15 protein-coding genes are annotated in these 15,875 nt (G+C 54.9%); 7 read left to right on the forward strand and 8 right to left on the reverse strand.

The features are described from left to right. Positions 1-253 precede the first annotated feature (253 nt). Positions 254-1,522: a multifunctional CCA addition/repair protein gene (locus ACQYWX_RS24045; protein ID WP_431686601.1), complete on the forward strand. Its 1,269-nt coding sequence runs from the start codon at positions 254-256 to the stop codon at positions 1,520-1,522. 156 nt (positions 1,523-1,678) lie between these two features. Then, the gene (locus ACQYWX_RS24050; RefSeq protein ID WP_431686602.1) at positions 1,679-2,857 is read left to right on the forward strand and encodes an acetyl-CoA C-acetyltransferase; all 1,179 of its coding nucleotides are present in this window, start codon (positions 1,679-1,681) and stop codon (positions 2,855-2,857) included. A gap of 246 nt (positions 2,858-3,103) precedes the next feature. On the opposite strand, the gene proX is transcribed toward ACQYWX_RS24050, so the two are convergent. From proX to proV, 3 genes are all read right to left on the reverse strand, one after another. Further along, a complete protein-coding gene (gene proX, locus ACQYWX_RS24055; RefSeq protein WP_431686603.1) occupies positions 3,104-4,108 on the reverse strand; it encodes a glycine betaine/L-proline ABC transporter substrate-binding protein ProX in 1,005 nt (334 codons plus the stop codon). A 102-nt stretch (positions 4,109-4,210) separates the two neighbouring features. Continuing rightward, positions 4,211-5,320, reverse strand: coding sequence for a glycine betaine/L-proline ABC transporter permease ProW (gene proW / locus ACQYWX_RS24060; RefSeq protein WP_431686604.1), 1,110 nt, complete (start codon positions 5,318-5,320; stop codon positions 4,211-4,213). Between the two features lie 26 nt (positions 5,321-5,346). Further along, the gene (gene proV, locus ACQYWX_RS24065; protein WP_431686605.1) at positions 5,347-6,558 is read right to left on the reverse strand and encodes a glycine betaine/L-proline ABC transporter ATP-binding protein ProV; all 1,212 of its coding nucleotides are present in this window, start codon (positions 6,556-6,558) and stop codon (positions 5,347-5,349) included. 545 nt (positions 6,559-7,103) lie between these two features. On the opposite strand from proV, the gene trmL reads away from it, so the two are divergent. Then, a complete protein-coding gene (gene trmL, locus ACQYWX_RS24070) occupies positions 7,104-7,568 on the forward strand; it encodes a tRNA (uridine(34)/cytosine(34)/5-carboxymethylaminomethyluridine(34)-2'-O)-methyltransferase TrmL (RefSeq protein ID WP_431686606.1) in 465 nt (154 codons plus the stop codon). Positions 7,569-7,646: 78 nt separating this feature from the next. On the opposite strand, the gene ACQYWX_RS24075 is transcribed toward trmL, so the two are convergent. The 4 genes from ACQYWX_RS24075 to ACQYWX_RS24090 all read right to left on the reverse strand — a co-directional run bounded on the left by ACQYWX_RS24075 (position 7,647) and on the right by ACQYWX_RS24090 (position 9,680). Then, a complete protein-coding gene (locus tag ACQYWX_RS24075; protein WP_431686607.1) occupies positions 7,647-8,066 on the reverse strand; it encodes an organic hydroperoxide resistance protein in 420 nt (139 codons plus the stop codon). A 249-nt stretch (positions 8,067-8,315) separates the two neighbouring features. Beyond that, positions 8,316-8,795, reverse strand: coding sequence for a protein-export chaperone SecB (gene secB / locus ACQYWX_RS24080; RefSeq protein WP_216738604.1), 480 nt, complete (start codon positions 8,793-8,795; stop codon positions 8,316-8,318). A 149-nt stretch (positions 8,796-8,944) separates the two neighbouring features. Beyond that, positions 8,945-9,220 carry a glutaredoxin 3 gene (grxC, locus tag ACQYWX_RS24085; protein WP_127973106.1) on the reverse strand — a complete coding sequence of 92 codons (276 nt, stop codon included), beginning with the start codon at positions 9,218-9,220 and terminating at the stop codon, positions 8,945-8,947. 43 nt (positions 9,221-9,263) lie between these two features. Next, positions 9,264-9,680, reverse strand: coding sequence for a rhodanese-like domain-containing protein (locus ACQYWX_RS24090; protein WP_279507586.1), 417 nt, complete (start codon positions 9,678-9,680; stop codon positions 9,264-9,266). 443 nt (positions 9,681-10,123) lie between these two features. Here ACQYWX_RS24090 and gpmI point away from each other — a divergent pair, with 443 nt between their 5' ends. The 4 genes from gpmI to ACQYWX_RS24110 all read left to right on the forward strand — a co-directional run bounded on the left by gpmI (position 10,124) and on the right by ACQYWX_RS24110 (position 15,318). After that, positions 10,124-11,668, forward strand: coding sequence for a 2,3-bisphosphoglycerate-independent phosphoglycerate mutase (gpmI, locus tag ACQYWX_RS24095; protein ID WP_431686608.1), 1,545 nt, complete (start codon positions 10,124-10,126; stop codon positions 11,666-11,668). A 239-nt stretch (positions 11,669-11,907) separates the two neighbouring features. Then, positions 11,908-13,026: a murein hydrolase activator EnvC family protein gene (locus ACQYWX_RS24100; protein WP_253938529.1), complete on the forward strand. Its 1,119-nt coding sequence runs from the start codon at positions 11,908-11,910 to the stop codon at positions 13,024-13,026. Positions 13,027-13,048: 22 nt separating this feature from the next. After that, on the forward strand, positions 13,049-14,401 hold the full coding sequence (locus ACQYWX_RS24105) for a S41 family peptidase (RefSeq protein WP_431686609.1): 1,353 nt from the start codon (positions 13,049-13,051) through the stop codon (positions 14,399-14,401). Between the two features lie 59 nt (positions 14,402-14,460). Beyond that, positions 14,461-15,318, forward strand: a complete 858-nt coding sequence (locus ACQYWX_RS24110; RefSeq protein WP_431686610.1) for a divergent polysaccharide deacetylase family protein — start codon at positions 14,461-14,463, stop codon at positions 15,316-15,318. 47 nt (positions 15,319-15,365) lie between these two features. Here ACQYWX_RS24110 and ACQYWX_RS24115 read toward each other — a convergent pair whose 3' ends face one another. Continuing rightward, complete coding sequence (locus ACQYWX_RS24115; protein WP_305901001.1) at positions 15,366-15,857, reverse strand: DUF2244 domain-containing protein; 492 nt, start codon at positions 15,855-15,857, stop codon at positions 15,366-15,368. Positions 15,858-15,875 lie beyond the last annotated feature (18 nt).

Here is a 15,875-nt window from a genome sequence, read left to right on the forward strand (position 1 = left end):
CGTCCGATGACGCCCGCGTTGTATAGAGTCTTATAGAAAAGTTCGTGCCAAGACGGTCTGGGGAGAGGAGAAAGAAATAAAATTGCATTAACAATCAAACTATTAGGCAAGCTCATGGTGACTTCTTCTGCATCACTGGGTGATCTCATGCACTCTTATAGCGGAACGATCTTGCCTCACCGGTCTGACGACCTTGTGACCCCTGGTCATTCCAAGTAACCTACCCTTTCAACCATTACCTATTCGAGACCCTATGCAACGATATTTAGTGGGCGGAGCCGTACGTGACGCCTTACTCGGCCTGCCTGTCAAAGACCGCGACTGGGTCATGGTCGGCTCTACTCCTGAGCAGATGCTGGAACAGGGGTATCAGCAGGTCGGCGCGGACTTTCCTGTGTTTCTACACCCCGACAGCAAAGAAGAACACGCCCTCGCCCGCACGGAGCGTAAAAGCGGCAAAGGCTACACAGGCTTTATCTGCGACTTTTCCCCGGATATTTCTCTGGAAGAAGATCTGTTGCGTCGCGATCTGACGATCAACGCCATAGCGATGGACGACGACGGCAATCTGGTGGACCCCTTCAACGGACGCCAGGATCTTGAAGCGCGCATTCTGCGCCACGTTTCTCCCGCCTTTACCGAAGACCCACTGCGCGTGTTGCGGGTCGCCCGTTTCGCCTCCCGTTACGCCGATCTCGGCTTCACTGTCGCCCCGGAAACCCTGCAACTCATGCAGGACATTCAGGCGTCAGGAGAACTGAAAGCGCTGACTGCGGAGCGTGTATGGCAGGAAACCGTGCGCGCCCTGGGACAAAAGCAGCCCCGGGTTTACTTTCAGGTGCTGAAAGACGCCCACGCGTTGCAGGATATTTTCCCAGAATTAAATGCCTTGTTCGGCGTGCCGCAAGCCCCTCAATACCACCCGGAAGTGGACACCGGTCTGCACAGCCTGATGGCGTTGGAGCAAGCCTGCCTGTTAAGCGAACGCGAAGAAGTGCGTTTCGCGGCCTTGATACATGATCTCGGCAAAGGCGTCACGCCACAGGAAGCATGGCCCAAACATCACAACCATGAAGCGGCCGGGGTCAATTTGATCAAGGCGCTGACGGAGCGGGTCAAAGCGCCCAAGCTGTTCAAAGAACTGGCGCTGATGGCCTGCCAGTACCACACCCATTGCCATCGCGCTCTGGAGTTACGCGCCAACACCCTGGTGAAGCTGCTGCAATCCTGCGACGCCTGGCGCCGGCCGGATCGTTTCGAACTTTTCTTGCTCGCCTGCGAGGCGGACGCCCGCGGCCGTACAGGATGGGAGCAAAAGCCTTATCCTCAGGCGGACTATCTGCGCGGCGTCCTGGAGGCGTGTCAGCAGATCCAGCCGCAGGAGCTGGTGGCCCAGGGTTATACCGGCGCCAGGCTGGGAGAGGAAATTCAGCGCCGCCGCATCAGCGCGGTTAAACGCTTCAAGCGCGACTATGCGCCAGAGACCTACGAGGATGACGACGAAGACGACAGCTTGACCTGACTCAAGCCGGCGGACGATTGCATGCATCTTCGACCAAAGCGTTATTATAAAAAACAACATCAATAAGTATGCTCATCCTCCAGGCCCGGAAACGTCAACGCCTTGAGGATGACAAAGCATCAGTTCACACACTGACGGATTGAAAGGAGATTTCATATGAAGAAGGTCGTCATTGTCGCCGCCACCCGCACCCCAGTGGGCGCATTCGGCGGTTCTCTCGCCACGCTCAGCGCCGACCAACTGGGATCGGCGGTGATTAAAAAGTTACTGGAGCAAACCGGCGTCGATCCCGCTATAGTCGATGAAGTGCTGCTCGGTCAGGTGCTTACCGCAGGCTGCGGTCAAAACCCCGCGCGTCAGGCTTCCATTAATGCCGGCCTGCCCAATTCCACCCCCGCCATGACGATCAATAAGGTCTGCGGCTCAGGTTTGAAAGCCATACATTTGGCGGCGCAATCTATCATGCTCGGCGACGCCGATATCGTGATCGCCGGCGGACAGGAAAATATGAGTCAGGCGCCGCATGTGCTGCCAAAATCCCGCGACGGCCAGCGCATGGGTAACTGGACGCTGGAAGACTCCATGATCAAAGACGGTCTGTGGGACGCCTTCAACGACTACCACATGGGCGTCACCGCAGAAAACATCGTTGAGAAATACGGCATCACCCGCGAAGAGCAAGACGCCTTCGCCGCGCAGTCGCAGCAGAAAGCGGAAGCTGCGCAGAAAACAGATCGCTTCAAAGAGGAAATCTGCGCCATCAGCGTACCGCAACGCAAAGGCGACCCTATCGTCGTCGACAAGGATGAAAATCCAAGACATGGAACCACCGCAGAGTCACTGGGCAAACTCAGAGCCGCCTTCAAAAAAGACGGAAGCGTTACGGCAGGCAACGCCTCTTCCCTGAACGACGGCGCCGCGGCCGTCATGCTGTGCAGTGAAGAAAAAGCCAAAGAGCTTGGCCTGACGCCCATCGCCACTATCGCCGCATACGCTAACGCGGGGGTTGATCCCAGCATCATGGGCGTCGGCCCGGTCACCGCCACCCGTCGCTGCTTGAATAAAGCCGGCTGGAGTGTGGACGACCTGGATCTGGTCGAAGCCAACGAAGCCTTCGCCGCCCAGGCCATTGCAGTGAATCGCGATATGGAATGGGACACCGCCAAGGTGAACGTTAACGGCGGAGCCATCGCCCTGGGCCATCCCATTGGCGCATCCGGCTGCCGCATTCTAGTCACCCTGCTGCATGAAATGATCAAACGTGACGCCAAGAAAGGCCTGGCGACGCTTTGTATCGGCGGCGGCATGGGCGTAGCGCTGGCGGTAGAGAGATAATCATCCCATCTCGCACTCACTATAAACCTCCTCTTTCATAGGGGAGGTTTCACCTCAGCTTTTGCGGCAAAGACATCCAATATAGACACTGCTAAATAGGGACAAACGGCAGGCGCGCTCGCCAGCTTATGAGCGTAATAAGTGCGGAATAGAAGGATGATAAAGGAGAGGAAAATAAAGTCTGTGGTCGAGAAGCCCGCATGACTGCGCAGCTTCTCCGTCCGACCACAGACGCCGGTTCAGAACTTACTTGGCCGCAGCGCGAGCCTGCTCCAACCAGCCGTCAAACTTCTTCTGATTGGCTTTGATCCAACCATCCGCATGACGCTCGATTTCCGCAGCGCTGTCTTCGCCATCGCGCATACGCAGGTTTTGCGCACTGATATCGTTTGCGCTGATTTTCATAATGGAGAACAGCTTGGCCGCCGCAGGATTGCTCTTAGCGAACTCCAGATTGGCGACGATGCGCTGATTGTTCGCTTGGAAGCCATAGTTGCTGCCATCTGGCAGGCTGGTGTCGATGTCTTTGCGCTCTCCTGGCAGAGAAGAGAACGGCACTTGCAACCAGACTACGTCTTTACCAGGAACCATTACGCCGCTGACCCAGTATGGCGTCCAAGTGTAGTACAACACCGGCTGGCCCTGCTTGTAGCGAGCGATGGTGTCCGCAATGATGGCGGAATAGCTGCCTTGATTATGGGCGACTGTTTTACGCAGGCCGTATGCGTCCAAGTGATGCTCGATGACCTTTTCACAGCCCCATCCAGGGTTACAGCCAGCCAGATCCGCCTTGCCGTCGCCATCTGCGTCAAACAACTTGGCGAGCTTTGGATCTTGCAGCTGCTTGATGTTCTTGATTCCGAATTTGTCCGCCGTGGCCTTGTCGATCAGATAACCCTGCAACGCGCCAGAGGAATAGACGCCTTCACGGTACAGCTTTTCGTCGCCGCCGGCTTTGGTGTAAAAGTCCACGTGCAGCGGGTCCCAGTGGTCCGCCATAAATGTACCGTCGCCGTTGGCCAGTGCGACATGGCCGGTCGCGTATTCCACTTCTTTAATAGGTTTGACGTCATAGCCCAGTTTTTCCAGGGCTTTCATGACCAACAAGGTCTGAAACGTCTCTTCCGCAATGGAGCTTTTCAGAGGCTGCAGCTCTACGCCCTTGCCCGGCATGCTCTCCGCATGCGCCGTGAATGAAACCGCGCCCATAACCAGCGCAGCGAAACAGCTCTTAATACTCTTCAAGCTCATCAATTTCTCCTGTTTGTTATCAGTAATTTCGATGACTTATTTATCGAGGGATGAATCAAGGCGACGCCAGTCAATAGACGCCGCCCGATATAGGTTGCGACGTCAGGAGGCCTCTACGGTTTTCCCCATCCAGCGACGCACCAGCCCAATCGGGCCGGCGTCATACCAGTGACGGGTCGGACGACTACGGGCGTCTCGACCCAAGGCCTGAGTCATACGGTCCAGCATGATGGCGAGCAGAACAATGCCAACGCCACCGACCGTCGCCAGCCCCATATCGAGCCGGCCGATTCCGCGTAATACCATTTGTCCCAGACCGCCTACCGCGATCATGGACGCAATAACCACCATGGACAGCGCCAGCATCAGCGTCTGATTGACTCCCGCCATAATCGTCGGGGTGGCCAATGGCAGTTGCACCTTGAACAGAAGCTGCCGTGGACTGGCGCCAAAAGAGCGCGCCGCTTCCACCAGATCCTCCGGCACTTGTCGAATGCCAAGGCTGGTCAAACGAATTAACGGCGGCAAAGCGAAAATAATAGTCACCGCTACGCCCGGCACATTACCAATGCCAAATAGCATAACGATGGGCACCAGATAGACGAACGCAGGGGTGGTCTGCATGGCGTCGAGCAATGGCCTCACTGCAGAGGCGGCGCGTTCGCTGCGCGCCAGCCAGATGCCCGTGGGCAAGCCTATAAGCAAGCAGAACAAAACGGAAGTGAGTACTAACGCCAGGGTCACCATCGCTTCATTCCAGGCGCCGATCAGTCCTACCAGCGTCAAACTGATCAATGACCCGATCGCCAATTTACGACCGGATAACTGCCACGCCAAGAGCGCGAAAAACAGAATCACAAACGTGGCCGGGATTGCCTGCAACCCCGCTTCAATAGAACTGAGGGTGATGTCGATAGGCCAGCGAACAGCCTGAAAGACCGGACGAAAATGGTTGACCACCCAGTCGAGCCCCTGCTCGACCCAGCTGTCGAGGGGAATCAACGCATCCTGAAAAGGATCGAAAATATCAAATGGAGTATCTTGTTGCGGCGCATCCGCCGGCGTGTCCAGCCATCCCGCCGCCGTATCTGGAGCCGGTTCGTTCGCCGTCGCGCCATCGCCCGCCGAAGCGCCCCATGGGTTGGCGGAAGGTTCCGGCGCATCTTCCGCCGGAGTGGACCAGGGATTGGAAGCTTGTTTATCGTCAGCCATGAATACCTCTAATAACTATTTCCGGCTTATGCCCGGCTATGACCGTTTGCATTGCTGCGATCCAACGCTTCAAGCAGCGTGGCTTTATTAATGACGCCGGCGTAGCGGCCATCGGTGTCCACCACAGGGAGTGCGCAAGGCGCCTGCGCAACCGCGCCAATCAAATCGCCCAATGAAACATTCGACGTCACCGGCTCCACTTCGGACAAGTAGGCGCTGGTAATTTTCTGCGCCTCCGCCTGGCTGCTGGCGCGCAGTGAATCCACGGACACCACGCCGTGAAACTTCCGGTCCGGACCGACCACATAACCAAAATCCCGGTCATGTTCTTTCAAGCGCTGCAACGCGGAACGTACTCCCATCCCTTCTCTTTCGATCAGAGTAACCTGAGTTTTACGGGCGATATCGCCAGCGCTCAACACGGAGGTGACATCCACGCCGCGGAAGAAGGATTTCACATAGTCATCCGCCGGGTTATTGAGGATTTCCTCCGGCGTGCCCACTTGCACCACGCGACCGCCTTCCATAATGGCGATGCGGTCGCCAATACGCATGGCTTCGTCAAGGTCATGAGAGATGAATATGATGGTGCGTTTGTCATTTTCCTGCAGTTGCAGCAACTGGTCCTGCATTTCCGTCCGAATCAGCGGGTCCAATGCGGAAAATGCTTCATCCATCAGCAGGATATGAGGGTCATTGGCGAGGGCGCGGGCTAAACCGACCCGTTGCTGCATACCCCCGGACAGCTCGTCAGGATAGCTGTTGGCGTAGGCGCTCAAGCCGACTTTTTCCAGCGCTTCCATGGCTCGGGACTCCCGTTCAGCCAAAGGAACGCTGGATAACTCAAGGCCAAAAGCGGTGTTCTGCACGACGTTGAGATGAGGCATGAGCGCGAAGGATTGAAACACCATGCTCATTTTGGTGCGGCGGACATTGAGAAGCGCGTCGTCATTCATGGCGATAATGTCTTCATCGTCCACCAGAATATTGCCGGAAGAAGGCTCAATCAATCGATTAAGCAAACGCACCAGCGTTGATTTACCGGAGCCGGACAACCCCATCACAACAAATATTTCGCCTTCCCTGACTTCGAAGTTGGCGTTGCAGACGCCTACCGTCTGCCCGGTTCGGGAAAATATCTCCGACTTATCTACGCCCTGGTTAAGGAGTTTCAGCGCAGCGTCCGGTTCAGCGCCGAATATTTTGTACAAATTCTTAACAACTAACTTATTTTTCATCAGTGGCTTCTGTTGCTTGTCTATGCCGCCGCGCCATCCCGGACGCCTTCTGCGACAAGGGCTCGGCGGCATTGTCAGAGACGCCTCCAATGGGGGTGCGGCTACGCATTATAGTTAGACTCAATTAAAAAACAGCTTTCAATTCTAACTAATATTTAAGCATTTAACCAATCCACACCAATTAGACACGCTTGGCAATCAGAAACAAAAAGCCTACAAACAGCATAAAATACAGACGATTACGAGATAAATTTAAGTAGTTTTTGCGATAGGATTGATCAGAAATACACCTGCCCGATAAAGAAACATGACAAAACGCAGAAAAAGTAGTTATACAACTAAAATTATTAATACAAACTACTTAAAGCAAGGCGAGAGGCGTTAGCAGAAGAATACGCAGATTCGATCTTCAAATGATTGCAGAAAGACCCAGTAAGAGAAAAAATAGACGCCTTTCGGCGCGCCCAGAGCCCGCCACGACCAGATAAACGCATTACTCAAACGCCCGGACGCTTCCGGAGCGCCTAATCAAAAAGAGCCTGAACGTGCTGAATATTGTTTTATTCCAACCGGAAATCCCGCCCAACACCGGCAACATCATAAGACTCTGCGCCAACTGCGGATTCGCCCTGCATCTTATCGAGCCCCTTGGATTCACCTGGGACGACAAGAGATTGCAACGCGCCGGTCTGGACTACCATGAGTACGCGCCAGTAAAACGACACGGAGATTTTCAACAGTTTCTGGACGACGTGCGTCCCAATAAGGTTTACGCGCTATCCACTCGCGGCAAATCCTACTATCACGAAGTATCCTTCTCCGCCGGGGACGCCTTGGTATTCGGGCCGGAGACTCGCGGCCTGCCGCAGCAGATGCTAAACGATCTGGGTCCCGAGTCCTGCTTGCGCGTTCCCATGCGACAAGACAGCCGCAGCCTCAACCTGTCCAACACCGTCGCGCTGGTATCCTATGAAGCCTGGCGTCAGTTGGGATTCGAAGGCGGACTTTAAACGCAGAAAAGCCTCCCGCTGGAGGCTTTATCCCAGGCGCCGCATCGCAGCTGAGAGCATAGCGGCGCCCACTCTGATTTAGTTCGCGACATGCAGACGCACGTCCACATTGCCTCTTGTCGCATTGGAATATGGACAGACTTGGTGAGCCTTATCGACCAGCGCTTGCGCTGCTTCCAGCTCCAAACCGGGCAGTTCAATGAACAGGTCGATATCCAGACCAAAACCGCCAGGAATCTGCCCTATTCCCACCTCAGCGCGGACATTCACGTCAGCCGGAAGCGCGGCTTTTTGCTGACTCGCCACAAACTTCAACGCGCCGATAAAACATGCGGAATAGCCCGCGGCGAACAGTTGCTCAGGATTGGTGGCCGCTCCGCCTGCGCCGCCCAGTTCTTTAGGCGTCGTTAATCGCACATCCAGTACGCCGTCGGAAGATTTCGCATGACCATCACGGCCGCCAGTGGAAGTAACCGCTGCTTTATAAAGTACGTTCATTGGGGGTTTCCTTTTTCGTGCTCTGATAATTTTGGGGTTAACCGGATCATCCGGGAACGAGACAATATTATCGCAACAATAGTTATCGCGATAAGTTTAATTTCCTATCAGAGTCATAGCGGTTCGCTATCCCTGTAGCACTGCCTCACCCTGAATAGAGTTGACGCCTATTTCAGGACTAGACATACCCCATATAAAAGACGAAAAAAAAGCCGGATAACCGGCTTCTTTAATAAGAAAACGCTCAGCTTAGTGCTTGGCTTCTTCCGCAGGAGCGGCCTGCTGCGCCTGTTGACGCTTCACGGCTTCCGCATAGATAGCGTCGAAGTTGACGGGTTGCAGCATCAATGCAGGGAAGCTGCCTTTAACCGCCAACATGTCGATAGTTTCGCGAGCGTACGGGAACAGGATGTTCGGGCAGAAAGCGCCCAGTGTTTGCGCCAGTTGCTGCGGGCTCAAACCATCGATCATGAACACGCCGGCTTGCTGCACTTCGATAACGAACGCAGTCTTATCAGCCAGTTTGGACGTGATGGTCAGGGTCAAAACGACTTCCCACTGGTTGTCGCTGACTTTTTTGTTCTCGGTGTTCAGGTCCATATTGACCTGGGGCTTCCACTCAGACTGGAATACCGCCGGAGAGTTTGGCGATTCGAAAGAAAGGTCTTTCAGATAAATACGTTGCAGCGCGAAAACTGGCTGCTTGGGAGCTTCTGCATTCTCAGACATGACTCTACCTTGATCTCTTTATATTGGTTTGCGGCTCGCAGCAGCGAACCCCCCTTGGTTAACTCGCGTCGGCGTGCGTCCGCAAACGCAGTAGCCATAGAAGCCGACACTTGTCGTTATTTTTCAATTATTCAGGAAGGGGAGACTGATTAGTCCGACGCTCCCGATTGCAGCAGCGCATCCAGCATGCCGGCGCGCTCCAGACCGTAGAGTTCGTCGCAGCCCCCCACATGTTCCTCACCGATCCAAATCTGCGGTACCGTGCGGCGACCGCTTTTCTGCATCATTTCCTGCCTCAGGGCGGCATTGAAATCAACTTTAATTTCTTCGAAAGACGCCCCTTTGGCCTCCAGGAGACGCTTAGCCCGGATACAATACGGGCAGAACTCCGTGGTGTAAATGGTCACGGGCTTGAACTGAGCCATAAAGAATACCGCTTAAAACGTCACTTCTATTACATATGGGCTTTTATTTTTTTGACAATGGCAAATTTGCATTACGCCATTCGACAATGCCGCCTGACAGACGCTGGACGCCTTTAACGCCAGCCGCCGCCAACGCTCTGACCGCCATGCCGGAATGCTGACCCATCTTGTCGGCGATGACGATGGTCTTGCCTTCGTGCTTCTTCAGTTCGCCGGCGCGTTCTTTCAGGCTGGTGACAGGCATATGAATGGAGCCTTTGATCACGCCTTCCGCCAGATCCTTCTTCTCACGCACATCCACAATGACGGCTTCATCATTATTCATCAGTCTGACCACTTGCTGCGGAGACAGAGATTTACCGCCGCGCAAACGCTCAGTAAGAAGCAGAGCGACGGCCAAACCGACGAATAATGAGCTTAAAATCCAGTGATCGAGAGCAAATAAAAGATACTTCTCCATAACTCCGCCTTTTCTTTAGTAATCTTCTGGGGAAGCGTCGCCGCCCTGCTCCGCTTCGATGTCACAGCCCCCACATCGCGCGCTGGCGATGTCGATGACTTAAAATCTGTTCGCAATCGGAGCCTGTCTCCGCCTGAAAAGCCCGGGCATTATACACAGCCGCCATAGGTTTCAGAAGACAAAGCCCCGGCCGTGTGGCCGATTCCCAACGACAACTCACGAATAAACAATAACTATCAACTACAAAGCAGTTTTAAATTTAAACTATCTATGCGAAACACAGTATGCTGGACCTAACGAAAATCCCAACCCCGCGCCCGAGCTGAAGCCAGGCGCCGTCTAGGCGGACAACGGATTCAGCCGTTTCTCCGATTGACGGCTTTCAAGACATGGGCGCTAATTACAAGTAGAATACTCGTAAAATTACTAATGGCGGACAGAAAATGACTGCAAAACGCAAACCTACAGCTTTACTCATTTTAGACGGTTGGGGATATCGCGAAGGCAAAGATTCGAACGCTATCGCCAACGCCAACACCCCATTCTGGGACCAGATATCCAGCCAAAACCCACATGTACTGATACACACTTCCGGCATGGCCGTGGGTCTTCCTGACGGTCAGATGGGCAACTCTGAAGTCGGCCACATGAACCTGGGCGCCGGACGTATTGTTTATCAGAATTTCACCCGTATCACCAAAGACATCGAAGATGGCGTGTTCGCTCAGAATCCCGTCATCAGCTCCGCTATCGATAAAGCGGTCAGCAAAGGCAAAGCGATCCATCTGCTTGGTCTACTCTCTCCCGGTGGCGTGCACAGCCATGAAGATCACATTTTAGCGGCCTGCAAAGTCGCCAAAGAGCGCGGCGCGGACAAAGTCTTCGTGCACGCGTTTCTGGACGGCCGCGATACGCCGCCCCGCAGCGCGCAGCCTTCGCTGGAGCGCACCGATAAACTGCTGAAAGAACTGGGCTGCGGCCGAGTCGCCTCCATTATCGGACGCTACTACGCCATGGACCGTGACAACCGCTGGGATCGTGTGCAGTCTGCTTACGACCTGCTGACCCTGGGCGAAGCGCCTTATCACGCAGAAAGCGCAGTGCAGGCGTTGACCGCCGCCTATGAGCGGGGCGAAGACGACGAATTCGTAAAAGCCACCCTTATAAAAGGAAGCGGCGATAACGACGCGGTTATCAATGATGGCGACGCCGTCATCTTCATGAACTTCCGCGCCGACCGCGCCCGCGAGCTAACCCGCTGTTTCGTCGAGCAGGATTTCGATGGCTTCACACGCAGCAAGCTGCCCAAGCTGGCGGACTTTGTCATGCTGACCGAATACGCCGCCACCATTCACACCGCTTGCGCCTACCCCGCCACGGAGCTGACCAACAGCATTGGCGAGTACATGGCCAACCTGCATAAAACTCAATTGCGCATTGCGGAAACGGAAAAATACGCCCACGTCACTTTCTTCTTCAGTGGCGGTAAAGAAGCCATGTTCGAAGGCGAAGAGCGTATCTTGATTCCGTCTCCCGATGTGGCGACCTACGACCTGAAACCGGAGATGAGCGCGCCGGAAGTTACCGACAAACTGGTGGAGGCGATTAAGTCAGGCAAATTCGATTTGATCGTTTGCAACTACGCTAACGGCGATATGGTTGGCCATTCCGGCGTCTACGACGCAGCGATGAAAGCGGCGGAATGTATCGACCAGTGTCTGAAGCGCATCGCCGAAGCCCTGGATGAAGTTGGCGGCCAATGCCTGATTACCGCCGACCACGGCAACGCGGAGCAAATGGTGGACGAAAATGGCCAACCGCATACACAGCACACCACTGGCCCAGTGCCGTTGATCTACATCGGACCAAAAGACATTACCCTGAAAAAAGACGGCAGACTGTGCGACATCGCGCCCTCCCTGCTGGATCTGATGCAGCTGGAAAAGCCGGAGGAAATGACCGGGGAATCCTTGATCATTCCGAACTGATTGTCGAAATAATCCAGAGAGGGAGAACAGTTGAACTGTTCCCCCTCTCTTTCTCTAGAGCATTGCCCCTCCCTACCTTACCACCGGGTTTTGCGCCGCAGACCGAAACTCCTCTATACTTGCCGGGGCCAAATCCCGGAGCCTCCCCTTACAGAGGCGTACATAATTATTAATAAAAGAATTTTCATACCGATCGCATGCAGCTTAGCCGTATCGTCCTCTACGTTATCGCAGTTCTGATGCTTGCGCCCGCGGCCGCCGAGAGTGTCAGGGCTGACAGCGGCTGGCAGGACCAGGGCGACCATGAAAAGAAGCTGAAAGAACTCAAGCGCGATATCAGCAAATTAAAAGACTGGATTCATGACGCCCAGGGCGAGCAAAGCGATCTTGAAAAAGAGCTGCGCGCCACCGAGGAAAAAATCCAGGATAAAGTCCGGGAAATCAACAAACTCCAAACCTCTATCAACGACACTGAAAAGCAGGTCGATGAGCTGGAGGACAAGGAGAAAGAGCATCTGGCCTCCCTTTCCCAACAGAAAGGCCTGCTCGCCAGACAGATTCAAGCCGCTTATGGCATGGGCCGCGAGCAAGGCGTCAAATTGCTGCTCAACGCGGAAGACCCCACCACCCTGCAAAGAATGCTGGCCTATTACGACTACCTGAATGTGGCCCGTGGCGAGCATATCGAAAAATATCGCCAGACTATCGAGGAACTGAAGCAGACCCGCGCGGAAATTCTCAAGCGCAACCAAGCGCTGCTGGAATCCCGCAATGCGCTGGCACTCAGCAAAGAAACGCTTGAGTCCAAACGCAAAGAGCGGGAAACGACGCTGGCCAAGCTCAACTCCAGCCTTAATTACAAGCAGAACGAACTGACCCGCATGCAGAAAAACCAGAAGCAACTAGAAACGCTGGTCAAGGAAGTGGAAAAGGCCATATCTAACTTAGAGTTAACCCAAGACTCTGTGCCTTTCTCCAAACTCCGTGCTAAATTACCCAAACCTACGAAGGGCGCATTGCAGCAGCTTCAAGGACAATCCGGCGGTGGTTTCAGACCGTCCGGGGTATTTTTCCAAACCCCACTGAACACCCCTGTTTCCGCCGTGCATCACGGACGCGTCGTGTTTGCGGATTGGCTGCGGGGCTTCGGCCTGTTGATGATCATTGATCACGGCGATGGCTATATGAGCCTGTATGGCTACAATCAAGCTTTACTCAAGGATACCGGCGATTGGGTTCGCAGCGGCGAGACCGTCGCCAGCGCCGGCAGCAGCGGAGGCCAGTCCGAAACCGGGCTATACTTTGAAATAAGGCATAACGGCAAGCCTGACGACCCTCTCCGATGGTTCAAGAAATAAAGGTGAATGCAGGGAATTTAATATGTTGTCAAAATTTACTCGAAATGCGCTATCCGGAATCATTCTCTCTCTCGCCGTTGCCCCACATGGTTGGGCTGACGAGCCCCTGCAGGAACCCGAAACTCCCATCGACGACGTCAGCGTAACAGACGCGGCCACTGCTGAACGCGGCAGTCTGCCTCTGGACGATCTGCGCAAATTCGCGGAAGTATTTGACCGCATCAAACGCGCCTATGTGGAAGACGTCGACGACACCACCCTGTTGAATAACGCCATTCGCGGCATGTTGTCCGGACTTGATCCCCATTCCGCCTACCTGGAGCCCAGCGCTTTTGAAGACCTGCAGGAATCCACTTCCGGCGAGTTCGGCGGCCTCGGCATTGAAGTCGGACTGGAAGATGGCTTCATCAAAGTCATCACCCCTATCGACGACACCCCCGCGCAGAAGGCGGGCATCGGCGCCGGCGACCTGATTATCAAGCTCGACAACAAAACTGTTAAAGGCATGACGCTGGAAGACGCCGTCAATATGATGCGCGGCAAGCCCGGCACCCCGATCAAACTGACCTTAGTGAAGAAAGGCGAAAACAGCCCCGTTGAACTGGAAGTGTTGCGCGACGTCATTCGCGTCGCCAGCGTGAAAACCATGAACCTGGACAAGGGTTACGGCTACATCCGCATCACTCAGTTCCAGGCGCAAACCGGCTCTGATTTCACTAAAGCGATCAACAAACTGAAAGAAGCCTCGCCGCAAGGTCTGAAAGGCGTGATTCTGGATCTGCGCAACAACCCCGGCGGCGTTCTGCAGGCGGCGGTCGACGTAGCCGACTCTCTGCTGGATGAGGGCCTGATTGTTTACACCGATGGCCGCATTAAAAGCTCAAAGCTGCGCTTTACGGCTACCCCTGGCGATGAGATCGCCGGCGCGCCGATGGTCGTACTGATCAACGGCGGTTCCGCATCCGCCTCGGAAATTGTCGCAGGCGCCTTACAGGACCACCACCGCGCCATCATCCTGGGCACGGAAAGTTTTGGTAAAGGCAGCGTTCAGACCGTGTTGCCGCTGGACGAAGAATACGGCCTCAAGTTGACTACTGCGCGTTACTACACGCCCAGCGGCCGCTCGATTCAGGCCCTTGGCATCGTGCCGGATATTCAGGTGCAGCGCGCCCAGATCACTGAAGAGGAATCACAACCGTTCTTCAAAGAGGCGGACCTGTCCGGTCACTTGGTCAACGAGAATGGCGAAAGCGACGGCAAAACCGCCAAGCGGGATAGCAGCGTACAGGAAATCATCGCTAAGGACTTCCAGTTGCGTGAAGCGCTAAATCTGCTGAAAGGCCTCACTATTATGAAGGCGTCTGCGAAAGGCTGAACTGTTTGAGGTCTTCGCTAATCAACCTACTCCGCGCCGGCGTCAGGGCCGGCCTTCTCTTGCTCTTGACGCATTCCGCGGCGAAAGCGGAGGAAGCCGCTGACGCCACGCAGCCCCAAGCGGCGGTGACGCCTGCGATCATGCGTTCAGCCCCTCTGGAAGATCATCCGCCCACCATCGCCATCATCATCGACGATATGGGCAACTATCAGCACATGGGGGAGCGCGCCATACGCATTCCTGCTCCGCTGACGCTGTCATTTCTGCCCTTCCGTCCTCATACCATTTCTCAAGCCAGACTGGCTTACGCCGCCGGCAAGGAAATCATGTTGCACATTCCCATGGAGAACGTGAAGCGGATTCCCCTCGGCGCCAGCGGGCTTACCAGCGACATGAGCAATCAGGATATGGTGGTGACGTTCCGGCAGGCGATCAAGGCGATTCCATACGTGAGCGGCGTCAATAACCATATGGGCAGCGCCCTGACGCAAAATCGCGCCGCCATGAATCTGGTGATGGGAGAACTGCAGGGCTATCCTCTGTACTTTGTCGACAGTCGCACCACGGCGTCTTCCATCGCGCACGCTGTCGCCGTCAGTCATTCCATTCCCACTCTGGATCGGGATGTTTTCCTGGACCATGTCATCAGCACCAAGGCCATCGACTTTCAGTTCAAACGCCTGCTGGACATCGCTCGCAAAAAAGGCACGGCCATCGCAATCGGTCATCCTCACAAAGAAACCATCGAATATCTGGAAAAAGTGCTCCCCTCACTGGGAGAGCAAGGCGTCGCCATCGCCACCATTAAAGGTTTGTGGGCGATTCGCAATAACGCCCAGGACATGTTCCAGACCACGCCCCCGACGATTCTGGCGGAACGCCATCACGACAGCGAACCCAAGAAAAGCGTCAACTAAATCAGTTTGTTAGTTGATAGAATTCGCTTAGGGTCGGATATCTATTATTAGTGATATAGATGCTGATAATGCGCCACCAGTGAGCGCAAGGTAGCGATCAACACTTTTCTGTCGCCGTCCGCCAGCCAGGCGCCCACTTCCACTTCCTCGCCTTTGCAGACGAACACCACACAGAGATGTCCATTGCGGCCGCCTTCCACCAGCACAATGCGCGTGTACCAACGGGGAAATGTCCAGGTGCGCTCCGGCTGCGCCATGCCTTTTTCAATGCAGACTTCCAGAGGAGTGATAAGGATCACTTCCTGCGAGGCGCAACGTTTGCTGACCGCCCGCAGCATCCCCGCCAGTAGCGCAAGTTCCAGACCGCAAAACGCCAGCACTGGCAGCGCACCAAAGAAAGAAAAAGCGATGGAGATAGTCAAGGCGACGCCGCCGACAGCAAAGAGGAAGACGCGGTTGCCTTTCCAGCCGGCGGAGTTGTTGGGTTGCAGAATCAGCCGGGCGCAAGCGGCATTTTCTCCGGGGACGACGTCGAGCATATACAAACCTGTTCAGGA

It is taken from the genome of Hahella sp. NBU794 (genome assembly GCF_050749805.1).
In the GTDB taxonomy this organism is placed as follows: domain Bacteria; phylum Pseudomonadota; class Gammaproteobacteria; order Pseudomonadales; family Oleiphilaceae; genus Hahella.